Source organism: Cryobacterium sp. MP_M3 (assembly GCF_015752155.1).
Classification (GTDB): Bacteria; Actinomycetota; Actinomycetes; order Actinomycetales; family Microbacteriaceae; genus Cryobacterium.
This window is the reverse complement of record NZ_JADOVI010000009.1, coordinates 79,881-99,669: the sequence shown is the minus strand read 5'-3', so window position 1 is coordinate 99,669 and position 19,789 is coordinate 79,881. Positions and strand designations below refer to the sequence as shown.

16 protein-coding genes are annotated in these 19,789 nt (G+C 70.8%); 5 read left to right on the top strand and 11 right to left on the bottom strand.

From position 1 onward, the window contains the following. The first annotated feature begins 20 nt into the window (after positions 1-20). Positions 21-1,565: a PucR family transcriptional regulator gene (locus IWX89_RS11720; protein ID WP_196903737.1), complete on the top strand. Its 1,545-nt coding sequence runs from the start codon at positions 21-23 to the stop codon at positions 1,563-1,565. A gap of 3 nt (positions 1,566-1,568) precedes the next feature. On the opposite strand, the gene IWX89_RS11715 is transcribed toward IWX89_RS11720, so the two are convergent. Then, a complete protein-coding gene (locus IWX89_RS11715) occupies positions 1,569-2,759 on the bottom strand; it encodes a CoA transferase (RefSeq protein ID WP_196903736.1) in 1,191 nt (396 codons plus the stop codon). Positions 2,760-3,045: 286 nt separating this feature from the next. On the opposite strand from IWX89_RS11715, the gene adhP reads away from it, so the two are divergent. Next, positions 3,046-4,056: an alcohol dehydrogenase AdhP gene (adhP, locus tag IWX89_RS11710; protein ID WP_196903802.1), complete on the top strand. Its 1,011-nt coding sequence runs from the start codon at positions 3,046-3,048 to the stop codon at positions 4,054-4,056. Here adhP and IWX89_RS11705 read toward each other — a convergent pair. The 6 genes from IWX89_RS11705 to IWX89_RS11680 all read right to left on the bottom strand — a co-directional run bounded on the left by IWX89_RS11705 (position 4,053) and on the right by IWX89_RS11680 (position 12,003). Further along, a complete protein-coding gene (locus IWX89_RS11705; RefSeq protein WP_196903735.1) occupies positions 4,053-4,217 on the bottom strand; it encodes a hypothetical protein in 165 nt (54 codons plus the stop codon). The two genes, adhP and IWX89_RS11705, sit on opposite strands and share 4 nt — an antisense overlap. 126 nt (positions 4,218-4,343) lie before the next feature. Beyond that, on the bottom strand, positions 4,344-6,518 hold the full coding sequence (locus tag IWX89_RS11700; protein WP_307836530.1) for an alpha-galactosidase: 2,175 nt from the start codon (positions 6,516-6,518) through the stop codon (positions 4,344-4,346). A 155-nt stretch (positions 6,519-6,673) separates the two neighbouring features. Then, positions 6,674-7,999 carry an ABC transporter substrate-binding protein gene (locus IWX89_RS11695; RefSeq protein ID WP_196903734.1) on the bottom strand — a complete coding sequence of 442 codons (1,326 nt, stop codon included), beginning with the start codon at positions 7,997-7,999 and terminating at the stop codon, positions 6,674-6,676. A 94-nt stretch (positions 8,000-8,093) separates the two neighbouring features. Beyond that, positions 8,094-9,008 carry a carbohydrate ABC transporter permease gene (locus IWX89_RS11690; RefSeq protein ID WP_134506129.1) on the bottom strand — a complete coding sequence of 305 codons (915 nt, stop codon included), beginning with the start codon at positions 9,006-9,008 and terminating at the stop codon, positions 8,094-8,096. A 5-nt stretch (positions 9,009-9,013) separates the two neighbouring features. After that, positions 9,014-9,970 (bottom strand): carbohydrate ABC transporter permease, encoded by a 957-nt coding sequence (locus IWX89_RS11685; protein WP_196903733.1) that lies wholly within the window; start codon positions 9,968-9,970, stop codon positions 9,014-9,016. Next, positions 9,967-12,003, bottom strand: coding sequence for a beta-galactosidase (locus tag IWX89_RS11680; protein WP_196903732.1), 2,037 nt, complete (start codon positions 12,001-12,003; stop codon positions 9,967-9,969). Before IWX89_RS11680 ends, IWX89_RS11685 begins: the two co-directional genes overlap by 4 nt. Before the next feature lie 165 nt (positions 12,004-12,168). Between IWX89_RS11680 and IWX89_RS11675 the strand changes: the two genes are divergently transcribed. The 3 genes from IWX89_RS11675 (at position 12,169) to IWX89_RS11665 (ending at position 14,496) form a co-directional block, all read left to right on the top strand. Next, positions 12,169-13,191 carry a LacI family DNA-binding transcriptional regulator gene (locus IWX89_RS11675; protein ID WP_196903731.1) on the top strand — a complete coding sequence of 341 codons (1,023 nt, stop codon included), beginning with the start codon at positions 12,169-12,171 and terminating at the stop codon, positions 13,189-13,191. 67 nt (positions 13,192-13,258) lie between these two features. Then, positions 13,259-13,534 carry an acylphosphatase gene (locus IWX89_RS11670; RefSeq protein ID WP_231383202.1) on the top strand — a complete coding sequence of 92 codons (276 nt, stop codon included), beginning with the start codon at positions 13,259-13,261 and terminating at the stop codon, positions 13,532-13,534. Between the two features lie 140 nt (positions 13,535-13,674). Next, a complete protein-coding gene (locus tag IWX89_RS11665) occupies positions 13,675-14,496 on the top strand; it encodes a Pr6Pr family membrane protein (protein ID WP_196903730.1) in 822 nt (273 codons plus the stop codon). Between the two features lie 3 nt (positions 14,497-14,499). Here the strand turns inward: IWX89_RS11665 and IWX89_RS11660 are convergent, their stop codons facing one another. The 4 genes from IWX89_RS11660 to IWX89_RS11645 all read right to left on the bottom strand — a co-directional run bounded on the left by IWX89_RS11660 (position 14,500) and on the right by IWX89_RS11645 (position 19,545). Beyond that, a complete protein-coding gene (locus IWX89_RS11660) occupies positions 14,500-14,763 on the bottom strand; it encodes a hypothetical protein (RefSeq protein ID WP_196903729.1) in 264 nt (87 codons plus the stop codon). Positions 14,764-15,082: 319 nt separating this feature from the next. Further along, positions 15,083-16,504, bottom strand: coding sequence for a flavin monoamine oxidase family protein (locus tag IWX89_RS11655; protein WP_304505286.1), 1,422 nt, complete (start codon positions 16,502-16,504; stop codon positions 15,083-15,085). Between the two features lie 272 nt (positions 16,505-16,776). Next, the gene (locus tag IWX89_RS11650; RefSeq protein WP_307836529.1) at positions 16,777-18,417 is read right to left on the bottom strand and encodes a methyltransferase; all 1,641 of its coding nucleotides are present in this window, start codon (positions 18,415-18,417) and stop codon (positions 16,777-16,779) included. A 231-nt stretch (positions 18,418-18,648) separates the two neighbouring features. Beyond that, on the bottom strand, positions 18,649-19,545 hold the full coding sequence (locus tag IWX89_RS11645) for an SDR family NAD(P)-dependent oxidoreductase (protein ID WP_196903727.1): 897 nt from the start codon (positions 19,543-19,545) through the stop codon (positions 18,649-18,651). Positions 19,546-19,789 lie beyond the last annotated feature (244 nt).

Here is a 19,789-nt window from a genome sequence, read left to right as displayed (position 1 = left end):
AGGGCCCCCACGTGGCGACAATGAGCCTGACGCAGCTCCAGGAAAGGCTGGGGAACGATCTCCACTGGGCAGACGGCGGACGCCCCGTGGGCCGCACCCTCAGTGGAGTGCACATCTCGGAGCTGGATGACCCGACACCGTACCTCGGAGGCGGCGAGCTTCTGCTGACCACGGGGATCCCCCTGTCCGGAGGCGGCGATCAGGTCCGCCGATATGTCCAGCGTCTCGTCGACAAGGGAGTGGCAGCGCTCGGCCTGGGACTCGGCGCGGGCACCGACACCGTTCCCCCCGAACTGGTCGAGGTCTGCCGGGAGGCGGAACTGGCGCTCCTCATCGTTCCGGATGGGACGCCGTTCATGGCGGTCTCGCGGGCCTACTGGGATCTCGTGGCGACCAGGGAACAGGCGGAGTTCGCCGCGAACCTCGGCCTGCAGACCGGGCTCGCCCGCGCGGCCACGCGGCCGGGGGCAGCGGCATCCGTCGTCAAGGCACTCGCGGAGGCACTCGGCGGGTGGGCCGTGTACCTCCCGGCGGATGGGACCGCGGAATCGATCTGGCCGCCGGCGGAAAGCCGTGTGCTGCCTGAACTGCGCGAAGAAACGGCACGACTCAATCTGGCCGGAACCCACACGGCCGCCACGTTCCCCCTACTGGGGACCGACGTCGTGGAGTACTCGATCATCGCGGACCAGCGCACGGCCGGCTTCCTCGCGGTCGGGGCCGGGCGGCCGCTTCGCCCCTCCGACCGCCAGCTCATGCTGACCGGCTGCATGCTCCTGTCGGTCACGGTGCAACAGGCCTGGGAACTCAGCCGGGCCAACACGATCCTGCGTGGAACCGCGGCGGCCCTGCTGCTGCACGGTCATGTCGATGCCGCGCGAATCGCCGCGGCCGAGCTCGGCCTCGCCCCGTTCCCGCAGCGAGCCCGGCTGCTGGCCGTCACGGGTGAGGGGGTGGACCTGCTCAGCGTCGACGAGCTGGCGGACCTGATCGCCGCACTCACGCCGGGCGAGGATTCCGCGGAACTGCGCCGCAACATCCGGCGATCAGGCCTGAAATGCACCGTCGAGGGCCTCTGCTACCTGGTGATCGAGGAGCCGGATGCCGAACCGGCCGGAACGGCGCCGCGGGAGGAGCACCCGCCGGCAGCCGCGGACAGGTCATTCAAGCCGGCCGTGAATCCGGGGCGTTTCGCGGCGGCGCTGAGCGAGCCGTTGCTCCTGGCCAAGCTCGCCGGTGCCGTCTCCGAGGTCGGCAGGGCCTGCCGGCGGGCTTCGCCCGGGCACCTGGTCCCGTTCGTCGACACCCTCGACCCACGGTCCGAAGCCTGGGTCGATGCGCTCCGGGGCTACACCAGGTCGGATCTGGTCGGAACAGTGCGCAGCTACCTGCGCAACCGCGGCCAGTGGGAGGCCACCGCGCGCGAACTCGACCTGCACCGCAACTCGCTGAGGCACCGAATCGCGATCGCCACCACGCTCATCGACGCGGACCTCGACGACCCCGACGTCGCGGCCAACCTGTGGCTGGCCCTGCGCGGCGCCGATCGGTCGCCCGTCGGCTGAGGGTCAGGGTGCAGCCAGCCAGGCACGGATCGCAGTGCTGTGCTCGCCCAGGGCCGGTGGTGCGGCCGTGCGCGGAGCCAATGGCGGCGTCCAGCTGACCGGGTGCCGGATCTGCCGTCCCACGGTCACGCCCGACGCATCCTGCACCTCGATGGTGGGTTCCAGCCCCAGCGAATCGGCCAGGTCGATCCCCTCCGCGATGGTGGACACCCGGCCGGCCGGGACGCCCGCAGCGGTGAGCCGTTCCTGCCAGGAGCGAGCCGGGGCCTCCCGCAGCCTCGTCTCGAGGATGTCCACGAGTTCCACGCGGTGGTGGACGCGGGCCTGGTTCGTCGCAAACCGCTCATCCGACGCCAGCCACTGATCACCGAGCACCCCCGCGAGCCTGGCGAACTGCCCGTCGTTCCCGCAGGCGACCGCCAGAGGTCCATCAGCGCAGGCGAGCAGCTGATACGGCACGATGGACGGGTGAGCGTTGCCCATCCGCCGGGGCTCGACTCCGGCGCCGAGGTAGGCCTGGGCCTGGTTGGCGAGTGCCCCCTGCAGGCTCGACAGCAGGTTCAACTCCAGTCGCGCACCGAGCCCGGTCGTCGCCCGGGCATGCAAGGCGGCCAGGATCCCGATCGTCGCGTCCTTCGCCGTGAGCACGTCGACCACGGCGACGCCCGCCTTCATCGGGTCATCCGTGTCGCCGGTGATGCTCATCAGCCCGCCCAGCGCCTGCACCATGAAGTCGTAGCCGAGCAGGTCGGCCCCTCCTTCGCTGCCGAACCCGGTGATCGACGCGTAGACGAGGCCCGGATTGTCCGCCGCGAGATCGCCGTAGCCGAGCCCGAGGCGGTCCATCCCGCCCGGTTTGAAGTTCTCGATGAGCACGTCGGCGCGTAGAGCGAGCCGTCGGGCGGCGGCGAGGTCGGCGTCATCCGACAGGTCGAGTGTCAGGGACTCCTTGTTGCGGTTGACGCCCTCGAAATAGGTGGCACCGGTTGCCGAATGCGGTGGGCCCCACGAGCGGGTGTCATCGCCGCTGCCCGGCCGCTCCACCTTGACCACCCGCGCCCCCAGGTCGGCCAGCGTCATCGCGGCGAGCGGGCCCGCCAGGACCCGGGAGAAGTCTGCGACCAGGATGCCGTCGAGAGGACGGGAGAGGGGCCGGTCGGCCCCGTCGATCTGCTGCACGCCTGCTCCGTTCATTTGCGGACACGGTGAACCGGTCCCCATGGGTGGGTCTTCCCGAATCTAGCGGGCGCTACGACCCGAATCATTGGACGGATCATCCACAGACTGTGCGACGTGCCCTCCCACGACCGCAGCAGGACCCGCGACGGTGCGCGCAACGTTGCACGCAAGCCCGCGCAACGCACCTCGACCTAGCCTCGGACCACGGACGATGACGTTCGTACTAGGGAGTGAAGCAATGACATTGACTGAAACGACCACCCGCGACACCGGCCGCGAGACGCCGGGAACCACCACGACCATGCAGGCCGCCGTGGTCAGGACCTTCGGCCACGATCTGGCCATCGAGGATGTCCGGATTCCCACACCCGGGCCCGGCCAGGCCCTCGTGAAACTCATCAGCACCGGCGTCTGCCACACCGACCTGCACGCGGTCGAGGGCGACTGGCCGGTCAAGCCCAGCCCGCCGTTCATCCCCGGCCACGAAGGCGTCGGCACGGTCGTCGGCCTCGGCGAGGGCGTCACCGACCTCGCCGTCGGCGACGTCGTCGGGAACGCCTGGCTCTGGTCGGCGTGCGGCAGCTGCGAGTACTGCCAGACCGGCTGGGAAACTCTGTGCGAACAGCAGCAGAACGGCGGCTACAGCGTGGACGGGTCGTTCGGCCAGTACATGCTGGTCGACTCCCGCTTCGCCGTGCGCATCCCGGAGGGCATGGACCTGGTCGCCGTCGCCCCGGTTCTCTGCGCGGGCGTCACCGTCTACAAGGGACTCAAGATGACGGAGGCCAAGCCGGGCCAATGGGTCGTCATCTCCGGCATCGGCGGGCTCGGCCACCTGGCCGTGCAGTACGCGAAGGCGATGGGCCTCCGGGTCGTCGCCGTGGACGTGGCCGACGACAAACTCGCCCTGGCCCGCCTGCACGGCGCGGAACTGACCGTGAACGCGATGAACGAGGACCCGATCGAGGTCATCCAGAGGGAGACCGGCGGAGCCCACGCCGTGCTCGTCACGGCCGTGCACCCGCGGGCGTTCGCGCACGCGATCGGGGAGGTGCGTCGCGGCGGGACGATCGTCTTCAACGGGCTGCCGCCGGGCGACTTCCCGGCGCCGATCTTCGACATCGTGCTCAAGGGGCTGACGATCCGAGGCTCGATCGTGGGCACCCGCAAGGACATGGCCGAGGCGCTGGACTTCTTCACCCGCGGCCTGATCCACCCGACCGTGACCACCCGCGGCCTCGACGAGATCAACGACATCTTCGACGAGATGAAGCACGGCAAGATCGACGGCCGCGTGGTGATCACCTACTAGCCGGCGTTCAGCGTGAGCGGCGCCGTCCGGGTGGGTTCCCCCGGGCGGCGCCGTGCTGCCCGGTGCGCGGTGCGCGCGGCGCCCGTGGCGCCCGCGATGCCCGCGATGCCCGCGATGCCCGCGATGCGGGCTCGCCAGGCGACTCCCCCGCCGAGATCCACCCTTTCGGTCGAGACCGACCCGCGCACCGGTCAGGCTCGACCGAAAAGGTGGATCTCGGCGCGGCGCGGGGCACGGGGGGCGAGGCACGGGGGGCGAGGCTCGGGGCCCGGGGCTCGGGGCTCGGGCTAGTGCGGCGCGGGTACCAGGTCGACCGTGTAGAGCGCGGCCTGCTCCGGGGAGAGCAACGGCGCGGGCAGTCCGATGACCGCGAGCACTGAGCCGGGCAGGGTGATGCCGCCGGCCGCGAGCCAGCCCGGCGGGGCATCCTGCACCGTGCGCGGGGCGCCGCCGAGGGTGAGCGGGGCCACCCGGTAGCTCCGGTCAGGGTCGAGGCCCGGGAATCGGAGCGGCGCGGGCAGGGCGGCGCGCGCGGCGGCCAGCGCCACGTAGGCGAACACCCCCGTGGAGCGGTCGGCCGAGACGACGCCGTGCAGTTCGAGCGCCGGGTCGCTCGGGTCGGCGTGCACGACCGTTCCGGAGTGCAGGAGCGGGCGGAGCGCCTTGTACCGGGCGACCCAGTCCGCGATCGCGTCGAGCTCGGCCTCGCTCGCCTCGGTGAGATTCCACTCGATGCCGGCGCTGCCGAACAGTGCGGTGGCGAGCCGGAACCCGAGGTCGGCGGTGCGCCCGGTGGTGTGCGCGGTCGCCGCGCCGAGGTGCCCGCCGAGGTATTCCGGCGGCACGAGCACGCCCGTGTAGCGCTGGATCAGCTGCCGTTCGAGCGGGTCGTTGGTGTCGCTGGTCCAGACCCGGTCAACCCGTTCGAGGATGCCGAGGTCGATCCGGGCGCCGCCCGACGCGCAGGATTCGATCTCCACCTGGGGGTGCGCGGCCCGCACGGCGTCGATCAGCCGGTAGAGGGCGGCCGTCTGCCGGTGCGCCGAGCCGGCCAGCAGGTCGCGGTTGTGGTCCCATTTCAGGTAGCTGATCGGGTACTCGGTGAGGAGGGCGTCCAGCCGGGCGAAGAGCCAGGCGAAGGCATCCGGGTTGTCGAGGTCGAGCACCCGCTGGAACCGCCAGGTCGGCGAGCCGTCGGTGCCGAGCACCCAGTCCGGATGCCGCCGGGCCAGGTCGGAGTCCAGGCTCACCATCTCGGGTTCCACCCAGAGGCCGAAGTCGAGGCCGGCCCCGAGCACATGGTCGATCAGCGGGTGCAGCCCCTCCGGCCAGGTGGCCGGGTCGACGAACCAGTCGCCGAGCGCGCGCCGGTCGTCGGACCGGCCGGTGAACCAGCCGTCGTCGAGCACGAACCGTTCGACGCCGACCCGCGCGGCCACCTCGGCGAGGCGGCTCAGCGTGGGCAGGTCGTGGTCGAAGTAGACCGCCTCCCAGGTGTTCAGCACGACCGGGCGGCCGGCCGGGTCGCCGGCCGCTCCGGCAGCCCGGAGCGTGGACCAGGAACGGATCCACGGATGCAGCCTGGCCGACAGCCCGTCCAGCCCGGCAGCCGAGTACACGGCCACGGTCCACGGAGAGGAGTAGCTCTCCCCCGCGGCCAGGCTCACTTCCCCCGGCGCGAGCAGCTCGCCGCTGCCGAGCGTGGCCGCGCCCAGCGGGCTCCGCTCGGCCCAGGTGTGCTTGTCGCCGCTCCAGGCCAGGTGGGTGGCCCACACCTCGCCGGCGCGGAAGCCGAACCCGGGGGTGCCGGCGATGGTGAGGAACGCGTCGTCGTGGCCGGGGCGGCCGTGCCGTGACTCGCGGCTCCACACTCCCTGGCCCAGGATGCCGCGTTGCGGCCGGCGTTCGTGGCTCCACAGCCCGGTGAAGTCGAGCAGTTCCGCGGCGCGGTCGGGCACCGGCAGGGTGACGTCGAGCGAGCCGAGTTCGAAGGCCGACCCGCCGGTGTTGGTGAGGGTGTGCCGCACCCGCAGCACACCCTGCGTTGTGAGTTCGAGGTCGGTGCGCAGGTCGAGTCCGGCGGCGGCATCCGTCAGCAGCACGGCCAGGGCGAGCTGGCCGGCCGGGCGCACCAGGTCGAGGCGGAGGTCGAGCGGGCGCGTGCCGTCGCCGACCCGGAACCCGGTGAGCCCGGGGCGGCCGCTCCAGCCCTCCATGGCTGTGGGCAGAAGCGACAGCCGGAGCGGGATGTCGACCGAGCTCGGCGGGATGGCCGGCACCGCCGAATCGGCGAGCACGGCCAGCTCGGCGCCGGAGAGCGCGCCGAGGTCGCCACCCCAGTGCACGATGACGGGAACGCCCGGGCCGCGGGCATCCAGCACGAAGCCGGTGCCCGCGGCACGGAGGTGGTGAACCATCGACGGGGCACCCGACGCGGCTGATGTCGGGGCGGGGGTGCTCACGTGGTCTGCTGCTAACTGGTCGTCGGTGCGGGAACAGAGTGAAAATCATGGAAAGCATGGAACCGGCCAGGCTCGTGGCACTGGCGGCCCTCGTAGAACGAGCCGGGGTGGCCGGCCGCGAGGACCGGCCACCCCGACTCAGGGTCGTGCGACTGCTACTTGTTGACCGGGATCGACTGCGCCGTCATGGCCGCGATCGTGTTGGCCTGGCCGACCTTCAACGCTTCGTCGAGGGTTCCCTTGCCGCTGACCGCAGCCTTGAAACCGTCTGAGACATCATTGTAGGTCTGGGTCATGGTCGGGCCCCAGACGAAGTCCGGGGAGACCTGGGCGGATGCGATCGCGAACTCGTCGTAGATCGCCTGGTCGCCGTAGAACGGCACGCCCTCCTTGAGCGCGGGCAGGTCGAGGCCGGACTTGGCCGCCGGGTAGAGGTTGGCGGACTTGTTCAGCATCGTGAGCGACTCGGCGGAGGTGTTCAGCCACAGCGCGAACTTCGCGGCCTCGTAGGGGTGCTTGGAACCCTTGAAGACAGCGGTGGACGAGCCACCCCAGTTGCCGCTGGCCTTGTCGCCGGCCTTCCACTGCGGGGACTGGGCGACGGCCCACTTGCCCGCGGTGTCCGGGGCGCCGCTGGCGATGGAGTTGGCACCCCAGGCTGCGGAGTTCCAGGTCCAGTCGCTGCCGGAGTTGTAGGCGTTGTTCCACTCATCGGTCCACGGCGGGTTCGTCGAGACGAGGTCCCGGTCGATCAGGTCCTGCCAGTAGGCGGCCACCTTGGTCGTGGTCGGGTCGGTCAGGTCAACGGTCCACTTGTCACCGTCGTTCTTGAACCACTTACCGCCGGCCTGCCAGACGAATCCGGCGAACTGGTTGATGTCGCTCTGCGAGAAGTTGGTGATGTAGCCGCCGGTGGCCCGAATCTTCTCCGCCGCGGTGGTGTATTCGGCCCAGGTGGTCGGGATCGCGATGTTGTTCGCCTTGAACAGGTCGGCCCGGTAGAACATGGCCATGGGGCCGGCGTCCTGCGGGATGGCGTAGACCGACTTGTCCTCGCCGAAGTTCACCTGTCCCCAGGTCCAGTCGACGAAGTCGCTCTTCGCGTCGAGCACGCCGTCGCAGGCGGCCAGGTCGGTCAGGCCGTCCTGCACCCGGAAGTTCGGCAGCGCGTCGTATTCGATCTGGCCGAGGTCGGGCGCGTTGCCTGCTTTGAGCTGGTTGAAGAAGTTCTGGTAGGTGCCGCCGTTGCCGTTGGGGCCGGTCTGCACTTTGACCTGGATGTCAGGGTTGGCCTTGTTCCACACCGCGACGGTGTCTTCCATGCCGGGAATCCAGGTGGTGAAGGTCAGGTCGACCTTGCCCTTGGACGGGGCGCAGGCTGCGGCGTCGGTGCCGGTGGAGCCGGAGGTGGCGCAGCCCGTGAGGGCCACGGTGGCCGCCGTGAGCAAGGCGACGGCGACTGCTCTCTTCTTCATTCGCATTCTGTTCTTCTTTTCTCTTGGGGGGAGGAATCCGCCTGGGCTGTCCACGCGGATACTGCTGCGGTGCGGGTGTTGCGGGAGGTGCGGCTTAGGGCTACTTGACCGAACCGGCGCTGAGGCCGTTTCGCCAGAAGCGCTGGAGGAGAAGGAAGATGATGATCAGCGGGATGATCGACAGCAGGGCGCCGATCAGCACGTAGTCGCGCAGCACGGGGATCTGGTTCACTTGGGAGTTCCAGGCGTAGAGACCGAGCGTGACCGGGAACAGGGTCTCGTCCCGCAGCATGATCAGGGGCAGGAAGAAGTTGTTCCAGATGGCGACGAATTGGAACAGGAAGACGGTGACCAGGGCGGGCACCATCATCCGCACCGAGACGGTGAAGAAGGTGCGCACCTCGCCGGCCCCGTCGAGGCGGGCGGCTTCGATCAGCTCGTCGGGCACGCTGGCCGAGGCGTAGATGCGGGCGAGGTAGACCCCGAACGGGCTGACCAGGCTCGGCAGGAACACCGACCAGAACGTGTTGGTGAGGCTGATCTGGGAGAAGATCAGGAACAGGGGCAGCGCCAGGGCGGTGGCGGGCACGAGTACCCCGCCGAGGACGACGTTGAAGATGAGTTCGCGGCCCGGGAAGCGGTACTTGGCGAGCGCGTAACCGCACATCCCGGCGATGATGGTGCCGATGGCCGCGCCGCCGCCCGCGTAGAGGGCGCTGTTGAGCATCCACTTGAGGTAGACGCCGTCACGGTAGGCGACCAGGTTGCCGATGTTCTCGAACAGGGAGAAGTCGGCGAACCAGAGCGGGTTCGTGGTGTTGAACTGGGAACGGTTCTTCGACGCCGCCACCAGCAGCCACCAGATCGGCACCAGGAAGTAGAGGGTGAAGACGCCCATCACGATCAGGGCGCCGCCGCGGGCGAACGGGCTCTCCCGCTGCGCGAGCGGAGCCTTCGGTGTCTTCGACTGCGCCGGGCGGATGCCGCGCGCGGGCTGCGCGGGCGCGGGGATCATGGTGCTCACTTGGCTTCCTTCCGCTGGGTGAACTTCAGGAATGTGAAGGACAGGATGAACGTGGCCACGGCCAACACGACCGAGAACGCCGCCGCGAGGTTCACGTTCGGAATGGACGAGGTCGTGTAGACGGTGAGGTTCGGGGTGAACGTGCTGGTCACCGCCGAGCTGAAGCTGCGGAACACCTGCGGTTCGGCGAGCAGCTGCAGGGTGCCGATGATCGAGAAGATCGCGGTGAGCACGATCGCCGGCATGATCAGGGGGATCTTCACCGACCAGGCGATCCGCATCTGGCCGGCCCCGTCGAGGCGGGCGGCCTCGTAGAGCTCGGTGGGGATGGCGAGCAGCGCGGAGTAGATGATGAGCATGTTGTAGCCCACGTAGACCCAGGTGACGACGTTCGCGATCGACCACAGCACGAGGTCGGCCGAGAGGAAGTTGACGTTCTCGGTGACCGCACTGAACGGCGACAGGTTGGGCGAGTAGAGGTAGCCCCACATGATCGCCGCGATGACGCCCGGCACCGCGTAGGGCACGAAGAAGGCGAGCCGGAAGAAGCGCTTGCCGCGCAGCAGCGGCGAGTCGAGCAGCAGGGCGAACAGAAGCGCCAGGCCGAGCATGATCGGAACCTGCACGACGCCGAACATGAGCACCCGGCCGATCGACTGCCAGAACGGCCCGTTCTGGAAGACCAGGATGTACTGGCTGAATCCGCCGAACACCTCCGTGGCGGCGCCGAAGGTGCCCTCGCGCTTGATCACCAGGAGCGATTCGTAGATCGCGTAGCCGATGGGCACCAGGTAGAACAGTCCGAACAGGATGCCGAACGGGAGCACGAAGGCGAGGATCGCCCCGGTGTGCTGCACCCGCACCTTCGGCGCGCGTGGCTTCCTGTCCCTGGATTTGGATGGCCGGGCGGCTCTGCCCGGGGCATCCGTGAGTGAAGCGGCGGGTGCGCTCATGATGCGGTGTCCTCTCTGACGACGCGAACGGCGCCGGCCGGAACGCGCACGACGCGGCCGACCGGTTCGCCGGTGATGAGTTCGTGGCCGGCGGCCGGAAGGGTGAGTTCGACGCCGCCGTGATTGATGATGAACAGGTAACTCGCGGTGGCGCTGGTCCGGCGGACGACCTCGACCGAGCCGTCGCTCTCCGGGCCGAGCGCGGTCACCCTGGCCTGTTGCGCCACCGTGCGCATCAGGTCGCGCAGCGCCCCGGCCTCGAGCGCGGTCGCCAGGTACCAGGCGGTGCCGGCGCCGTGCGGGTTGCGGGTGACGGCCGGGATGCCCGCCAGCGGGCCGTTGAGGTAACGGGCGATCACCTCGGCGCCGGTCGGGCGGAGGCGCTCGGTCCACAGGCTCGCGGCGGCGCCGGTGTCGAGGGCGAGCTGTCCGCCGGGCGCGAGCGGGAAGAACTCCTCGACGGTGATGCCGAGCAGGTCCCGGAACGCGCCGGGGTAACCGCCTGTGCGCACCCGGTCGTCCTCGTCGACGATGCCGCTGAAGAAGGTGACGACGGCGTGGCCGCCGGCGGCGACGTAGCCGGTGAGATTGGCGGCCTGCTCGTCGCTGACGAGGTAGAGGGCGGGGGCGACGACGAGGCGGTAACCGGAGAGGTCCGCATTCGGGGAGACGACGTCGACCGTGATGCCAAGCTCGTGCAGGGCGGTGTAGGCCGCGAGCACCTGGTCGAGGTAGCGCACCTCGTGCGACGGGCGGGATTCCCCGTCGCCGGCCCACTGCGCCTGCCAGCTGAAGATGATCGCGGCATCCGCCACGACCGTGGTGCCGGCGAGTTCGCCCAGCCGGCCGATGGCGGCGCCCAGGTCGACCACGTCGCGCCAGAGCTCGGTGTCGGTGCCGGCGTGGGGCACCAGGGCGGAGTGGAACTTCTCCGAGCCCTGCAGCGAGGCGCGCCACTGGAAGTAGCAGACCGCGTCGGCGCCGCGGGCAACGTGGGTGAGCGAGTTGCGGGCCATCTCCCCCGGCGTCTTGGCCAGGTTGACCGGCTGCCAATTGACCGCCCCGGTGGAGTGCTCCATCAGCAGCCAGGGTGCGCCGCCGGCGAGGCCGCGGGTGAGGTCGGCGGCGAAGGCGAGTTCGGTGGTGGGTTCGGCCAGCCGGTTGTCGAGATAGTGGTCGTTGGCGACCACGTCGACGTCGGGCGCCCAGGACCAGTAGTCGAGGTTCTTGATATGCGCGGCGACCATGAAGTTGGTGGTCACCGGCACGGTGCTGTGCCGGCGGAGCACGGCCGCCTCCCGGCGGTAGTAGTCGAGCAGTTCGTCGGAGCTGAACCGGTGGAAGTCGAGGGCCTGGCCGGGGTTGCGGCTGGAGAGGGTGAGCCGCGGGGTGAGGATCTCGTTCCACTGGCCGTAGCGCTGGCTCCAGAACGAGGTGCCCCAGGCCGCGTTCAACGCGTCGATGTTTCCGTAACGGGCCTGCAGCCAGACGCGGAAGGCGGCCGCGGTATCATCGCAGTAGCAGAGCGCGTTGTGGCAGCCGAGCTCGTTGGACACATGCCAGAGCGCGATCGCCGGATGGCTGCCGTAGCGTTCGGCGACCTTCTCGACCAGGGCGAGGGCGCGTTCGCGGAACACCGCGGAACTCGGGCACCAGGCCTGGCGGCCGCCGGGGTAACGGGTGGTGCCGTCCTCCGTCATCGGGAGGATCTCGGGGTGCAGCGTGGTCAGCCAGGGCGGCGGCGACGAGGTGCCGGTGCCCAGGTTCACCCGGATGCCGCCGGCGTGCAGCAGGTCGATGACCGCGTCGAGGGCGGTGAAGTCGTACTCCCCCGGCCTCGGCTCGAGCTGGGACCAGCCGAAGATGTTGATGGCGACCAGGTCGACGCCGGCCTCCTGCATGAGCGCGACATCCTGAACCCAGACCTCGGGGCTCCACTGCTCCGGGTTGTAGTCGCAGCCGAAGGCGATGCCGTCGTGGCTGAAGGGGGTGGCCTGGACCTGGCTCTCGGCGGTTGCTGCTCGCGAGTTCATGTGCTCCCTGACCGTGCTTCCATTGCGTGCGGCGACGACTCTGTGAACGTGCACAGTTCGGGGAGCGAAGACTCTCCGTTGAGGTTCTGTGAACGTACACAGACTAAGTAGCGGCGCGCGCCCGTGTCAAGCCGATTCCGGAAAATCGGGGGCTACAGTTATCGAATGGTGACCATTCCGGCTCGACGAAAGCGTGCGACCATCCACGACGTCGCCGTGGAGGCGGGGGTGTCCCGCGGCACCGTGAGCCGGGTCGTCAATGACGAACCCTATGTCTCGGCCGCGGCCCGCACGGCGATCGAGGCCGCGATCGAGAAGGTCGGCTACGTGCCGAACAACGCCGCCCGCAACCTGGTCATGCAGCGTTCGCAGGCGGTCGGGTTCATCGTGCACGAGCCGCACTCATTGTTCCTGGACGACCCGAACATCGGCGGCATCCTGCTCGGCGCGAACACCGTGCTCTCCCGCGCCGACTACCAGATGGTCAGCCTCGTGATCGACTCCCAGCGCGACACCGACCGGGTGGCCCGCTACCTCAGCGGCGGTTTCGTCGACGGGGTCATCATCGTCTCCGCCCGCCACGAGGATCCGATGATCCGGGTCGTCGAGAAGCTCGCCCTGCCGGCCGCCTTCGTCGGGCATCCGCCCGACCTGCGCCGGCTCCCCTTCGTGGGCATCGACAACCGCCGGTCGGCGCACGCGATCACCGAGCGCCTGATGGGCACGGGGCGGAGCCGGATCGGCATGATCGCGGCGGCGCTCGACCGGGACTCCGGCGCCGACCGCCTGGCCGGCTTCACCGACGCCCTCGGCTCCCGCTTCGACCCGAACCTCGTCGAGCGCGTTCCGCTCTACACCTACTCCGACGGGGCGGCGGGCATGCGCGCGCTGCTCGCCCGCGAGCCCGGCATCGACGGCGTGTTCGCGGCATCCGACGCCGTGGCGGCCGGAGCCCTCGAGGCGCTCCGCGACGCGGGGCGCAGCGTGCCGGGCGACGTGGGCATGGTCGGCTTCGACGACAGCACCTGGGCCCTCCGCACCCAGCCGCACCTGTCCACCGTGCACCAGCCGGCCTTCGGGCTCGGGGCGGCCGCGGCGGAGTGCGTGCTCGGCCAGTTGCGCGGCGAGGAGCAGCCGGCAGACGGCATCCTGTTGGAGACCCCCATCGTCTGGCGCGACTCCGCCTGACCGCCCGGTTCCGCTGCCCTTTGGCGGCGGATCCGGGGCACACTGGGACCATGAACGGATCTGAGCGATGAAACGGATGCGCACCCGCGCCGTCGTCCGCGGCGTCGTGCAGGCCGTGGGGTTCCGGTACTACGCGCAGGCGGAAGCCGACCGGCTCGGTGTGGCCGGCTTCGTGCGCAACCGACGCGACGGCGCCGTCGAGGTGGAGGCGGAAGGCGGCCCTGCGGCCGTATCGGCCATGCTCGCCTGGCTCGCCCACGGTCCGCCGTCGGCCGTGGTCGAGTCGGTCGAGACCGCCGAACTGGAGCCGCTGGGCGAGACCGGGTTCCGGATCGACTTCTGAGCTACCCCGATTTTTTGGCCGGATCGACCTCTGAGCCGCCGCGGCCGGCACTCCCAGGTGCGCGGACGCGCGGCCGTTCGCCCGTTTCCACCCCCGGCCGGGGTCAGGAGGCGTCCGGGATGCTGGCGTAGCGTGGAGGCATGTGCGCGCGAGCATCCGAACCCGCTCGGACGAAGACCACGGCGCGCGGAATCCAGGCAGCGTCGCGGCCGTTCGTCGCGCCCGTAGGCCGGACACGGCGGGAACCGTCCGCGGCCGGCCCGGCCATCGCCCGGGCTCGCACCGGGGCACGGTTCAGCGTGCGCGGGGCCTACGGCGTCGGCCGGATTGTGCTGGCGGTGGCCGGCATCGTCGCCCTGCTCGGCTACTTCGACTACGTGCTCGGATTCGCCACGTTCGCCGTCTACAACTACTTCAGCTACTTCACCGTGCTCAGCGGCATGGGCGCGGTCGTCGCGTTCGTCGCCGGCGCCGTCGTCGCCTTCAGACGGGCGGTCGACCCAACCTGGCTGGACTGGTTCCGGCTGTTGATCACGACCTACATCATCGTGTCCGGGATCGTCTTCCTGACCATCGTGATCCAGTCCTCGTCGCGGGACTACACGATCGAGGTGCCCTGGTCCAGCCAGCTGCTGCACTTCTGGATCCCCGGCATCGCCCTGCTCGACTGGCTGACGGATGCCGGAAAGGCCCGCCTGCCCTGGAAGACCACCGCCTGGGTGATGCTCGTGCCCGGCCTCTGGGGTGCGTTCACCCTCGTGCGCGGCGCGCTGGTCGGCTGGTATCCCTACTTCTTCCTCGACCCGGCCCAGGTCAGCGGGCCGCTCGAGACCCTGCTCTACAGCCTGGTCGCGGTGGCGCTGTTCACCGGGATCGCGGCCGTGCTCACGGCCACGTCGCGGCTGCCGCCGCGGCCCTGGCGGCGCAGCCCGGACGCGGCCGATGCCGTCACAGCAGAATGACGGCTACAGCGGAATGAACGTGTAGTCACTGGTGAGGTGCTCATTGCGGCAGGCGCCGCAGTAGAGCACGCCCGAGTGGCGCATCGCGTGCACCCGCGGCGAGCATTGCACGACCTTGGGTCCGCAGCAGGGCGAGATCACCATGTAGGCGCCGGGGGCTGTGGGCGAATGCCCGCTCAGACCGCGCACGTGGTGCGTGCCTTCGCAGGGCAGGTCGGTGTCGAAATCGAGAAGGAGGACGGAGTCGAGATCCAGCAGGGTATCCATGAGGCACGTTCAATCAAGCGGTCAAACCGGGGGAACTGCGGCCGCGGGTGGGGACGGTGCACCCGAGCGGCGACTGCGCCGGGTGGCCGAAGGAAGACCCGGCCAGGACGCACCGGGTGGAGACCCGGCAGATTCCAACGGCAGTTCCGATCGGGCAACGGCTGGCCCTCTGGGCTAGCACCGCGATGGACTGCACCTGCATGAAAGCGCTCCTCGAAAGAGGAGTTTTTCTCAACGACTGGACGTTGCGAGCACTGTACACCACCTCGCTTGGAATCGCGCGGGGTGTTTTTTCACGGCCCGGTCAGGCGCGGTTTCGCTATTTCGGGGTCGGCACTGGTGCGAGGAAGGGTTCCAGGCTGGCCAGTGCGGCGGTGAGGAACTCGTCGTCGTCGACCTCGGCGAGGCGAAGGGCGCTCTCCGCTGCCACGAGTCCCATCAGCACGGGCTCGCCGGTCAGCGGCACCATGTTGATCCAGACCTTGAAGTCGCCGTCGCCGCCGACCGTGGTCCAGAGCGGTGCCTCGGTGTCCCAGAACGGCTGGTCGAATTGCAGCCAGATCTTGTCCAGCGTGCCGACGCCGAGCGCCGCGATCGCGCCGCGGTGAGCGAACGGAAGCGGCGGGGCGAACTCCATCACCTTGGTCTTCAGCACGCCGAGCGGGATCGTGACGATGACCCGGTCGGCGCCGAGCGATTCGCCGTTGCCGAGGCGCAGGCTGACGCCCTCGTCCGAGTAGGCCAGGCGGGTGACCACGCTGGAGTCGAGCAGGTCGATGCCGTCGGCGGCATCCTTGACCAGGTTCGAGAAGCCGCCGAGCACGATCCGGTCGTCGTCGGCGCCCAGGTCGGTCGAGGTGTACCAGGCGGACTGCAGGTCGACGGATGCGCCGGCGTTCAGGTCGAGGACGGCGGCGATCTCGTGGTCGAGCCAGTCGGTGTCGGAGATGCCGGTGTCGGCATCCGTCGTCGACAGCTTCGACGCCCCCGAATCGGCGAGGGCCTGCGCGATGGACACGTCAGCGGGCTGGTCCACCGCCCAGGCGAGCGCGGCCGCGACGGCCTTGGGCCCGGTGTCGGGCACGGGCACGACCAGTCCGGCGGGGGTGCGGGTCTCGACCGTGCGGCCGAACGGCGCCGTCGCGACGCCGAGCCGGATGAGTTCCTCGCCCAGGGAGGTCTGCCCGCTGTGCCGTACGAAGGAGGGGCCGAGTTCGATCGGGAACGGCCATTTCTTGTCGCTGACCGTGTTGATCCGGCCGCCGATCCGGTCGCGGGCCTCGACCACGACCACGTCGAAGCCGGCCTCCCGCAGCGCGCGCGCCGCGGACAGGCCGGCGATGCCGGCGCCGATCACGGCGATCCGCTCGCCGGCGGCGGCCGCGGCGCCCACCTCGCGGGCGGCGCGCAGGCCGGACTCGCGGGCACCCTGGACGGTGCCGGGGAAGTCGGGTGAGGTGGCCTCACCGGCGAAGAAGAGGCGGTCCTGCACCGGCTGGCTCAGCGCGTCCCGCTGCTCGGGGGTTGCCCCGACTGCAGGGAAGCTGAAGGAGCCGCGGGCGAACGGGTCGGCCGACCAGGAGGTGCGGCGCATCATCGCCGGCTTCGGCACGAGCGAGGCGGTCGGCGACGGCGTGGGGGTGAGCGTCATCGACGGCGTGGGGCTCGGCGGCACGCAGGCGGTGAGCGCGAGAACGGACAGCCCGGAGACCGAGCCGATCAGGAAGGTTCGACGTTTCATTACGGTGACCATGCCAGTGCTGACACGGACGCTCTCCTCTCCGAGCCTGCCGGTGTGGTTGCTCCCAAACTACCGCAGCCGCCTGCCGATCCGCCGACCGGACGCTGCCGGCACGGGCGCGCGGCGTGCGCGCGGTCTCCGCCAGGCCTCCGCCCGGCCTCCGCCAGGGTGGAGAAACTCGCGACACGCCGAGGTTCGCGCCGGAACAACCCGGCGCGTCGCCGGAACTCCGCGTGAACGGATGCCGCGGCCAGCGGCGCGCGGACCCGCCCTCAGGCGGGCAGGAGCAGGAAGCCGTCGTCGATGAGGCCGCGCACGCCGGGCAGGAGGTCGGCGGCGAGCTCGGCCTCGTCAACCTCGAGCAGCTGCGCGAGCGCGGACACGATCGACCCCACGTCGAGGTCGCCGTCGCACGCCCCGACGAGGGCGGCGAGGGCGGTGGCCAGCGGCACGGACCGGCCGAAGCCGCCACCCTGGTGCAGGGTCATCAGCGTAGGATCCTCCTGGCCCGGCCAGTAGTGGCGCTCCTCGGTGACGTCGGATGCGACGGTGAGCCGCATCCGGGAGAGGAGGCCGGCATCCGTCGCCGCCTGCCGGTCGTGCGCGGCCAGGCAGGCGGCCAGGTGGCTGCCGATGCCGGCCGGGTTGTGACCAAGCGCGCCGGGGAGCCGCTCGAGCCGGCGGAGGCCGGCCCCGGTGGCCGTCGGGCGGCGGAGGAGCATGTAGCCGAAGCCGACCTGGCTGACGCCGCGCGCCTCGAAGTCGTCCAGCCAGGCGCCGTAGAGCCGGTCGAAGTCGGCGGTGCCCGGGCGGGTGCCGCCGTCGCGGATCCAGGTCTCGGCGTAGAGCGCGGGCGACTGCACCTCGCGTTCGATGATCCACGCGTCGAGGCCGGGCGCGGGGCGCGGCGGCCCGCCCGGCTGCGGGGCATCGAGCCAGCGGCCGAGGCGGTCGAAGGCATCCTGGTCGGTGCGGTATTCCCAGTTGCCGAGCAGCTGGGCGACGCCGCCGGGTGTGAGGTGCTCGGCCGCGCCGCGCACGACCGCTTCGACGAGGGCGTCGCCGACCATGCCGCCGTCGCGGTACTCGTAGCTGGGCACGCCCGCGGTGCGCGGGGTGATCACGAACGGCGGGTTGGAGATGATGTGGTCGAAGCGCTCCCCCGCGACCGGTTCGAACAGGCTGCCGAGCCGGAATTCGATATTGCGGATGCCGTTCAGCCGCGCGTTGAGCGCCGCCAGCTCGAGGGCGCGCACCGAGATGTCGGTCGCGACGACTCGGTCGGCGTGACGGGCGGCGTGCAGGGCCTGGATGCCGCAGCCGGTGCCGAGGTCCAGCGCGGTGCGGACCTGGGTCGGGATCAGCAGTCCGCTCAGGGTGAGGGATGCCCCGCCGACGCCGAGCACGTGCGTTTCGCCGAGCGGGCGGCCGAGTGCGAGTTCGCCGAGATCGGAGGCGATCCACCAGCTGCCGGCACCGTGCTCGTCGACGAAGCTGTACGGTCGCAGTTCGAGCAGCGGGCGGAGTCGCTCGTCGGCGTCGGGAGTGCCGGCCCCATCGGGCGTCCCGGCACGGTCGGCCGTGCCGGCAAGGTCGGGCGTCCCGGCCCCATCGGGCGTCCCGGCCACCAGCCCGAGCGCCTCGGCGCCGGAGACGCCGAGCGAGGGAAGGGCGGCCGCGAGGTCGGCGCGGGTCACCGGCAGGCCGAGCACGAAGAGCCGGGCGAGGGTCGCGGAAGGTTCGGTCCGCCCGAGCTTCGCCCGGAGGGCCGTGAGCGCCCGCAGGGCCGGAACCCGCTGGTTGCGGCGGAGCGCGGCATCCGCTTCGATGCCCCACAGGCCGGTCAGCGCCGAAACGGAGTAGTGGGCGGCGCCGAGGTCGGCTCGGAGCTGGTCAACAAGTGCAGAAGTCACTGACCCATTCAACTGCACCCGGAACCTCCGGGCCGCGGCCCCTCCAACCGCGGCCCTGTGCACAACTCCTGCATATTCCGGGGCCGGCACCCGGCCGCACCGGAATCCCGGGCCGGATTCCGGGGCGGCCGGCGGATTGCAGGAGTTATGCACGGGTGGGGACGAAGACCCGCTGTGCCGGGCCGGCCGGGGCGGCCGTCGGGGCCGGAACGGGGCCGGGCCGGCCTGAGGTCAGCGGCGCTCCTCGGCGATGCTGTTGCCGCCGTCGACCACGATCGTCTGGCCGGTCACGTAGGAGGCGCCCGGGGAGGCGAGCCAGGCGATGACGGATGCCACCTCCGCGGCCGTTCCGCTCCGCCCGGCCGGCACGAGCCCGCCTTCGACCGCCTCGCTCTCGAGCTGGGAGCCCGTCTCGATCCAGCCGGGGGCGACCGCGTTGGCGGTGATGCCGCGGGCGGCCTCGTCCACGGCGAGCGCCCGGGTCAGCCCGACGAGCCCGGCCTTGGCCGCGGCGTAGGCCACATCATTGCGGGAGGCCATCACCGGGCCGCTCACGCTCGACACCGTCACAATGCGGCCCCAGCCTGCGTCCCGCATGAAGCCGACCACGGTGCGGGTGGCGTGGAAGGCGGTCGACAGGTTGATGGCGAGGCCGCGGTCCCACTCCGCGGGGCTCGTCATGACGTCACCGTGCAGCATCTCTGCGTCGCCGACGGCGACCATGCCGGCGTTGTTGACAAGGATCGTCGGGGCAAGGCCCGCGCCGGCGAGCGCCTCGGCCAGCACCCGCGCGCCGGCCTCGGCGTCGAGGGTGCAGACGATGCCGGATGCCTCGATCCCCCGAGCCGCGAGCTCCGACGCGCGCTCGTGCACCCGCTCGGTCGTCCCGGTGAGCACCACCCGGGCACCGAGTTCGCCGAGCATCCCGGCCGCGGCGAATCCGATGCCGGTGGCGCTGCCGGCCCCGGTCACGAGCGCCGTGCGCCCGGTCAGGTCCCAGGCGGGGCGCAGGGTTGGCGCGGCACGGCGGCTGCGGGTGTCAGGGCCGACGGGATCAGGGCCGGCGGCATCGGGGCGGGCGGCACCAGGGCCCGCAGCGTCAGGGCCGGCGGCATCGGGGCGAGTCATGGCGTCACCCTAGCGGAGTATCCGTCGGAGGCGTCGCCACCCCTCCGGCCTCACCTGCGGCAGCTGCTCCCGCCGTCGGCGCGTGGCTAACTCCTGCAATTCGGTGCCGGGCCGGAAAGCCACCCCCGGAATTCCGCGGCGGCCCGAGAAGCCGGCCGCGGATTGCAGGAGTTAGCAACAGGTCAGCGCTCAACACGGTGCAGGAGTCAGCCACAGTTCAGCACTCAGCACGTCCCGGGAGTCA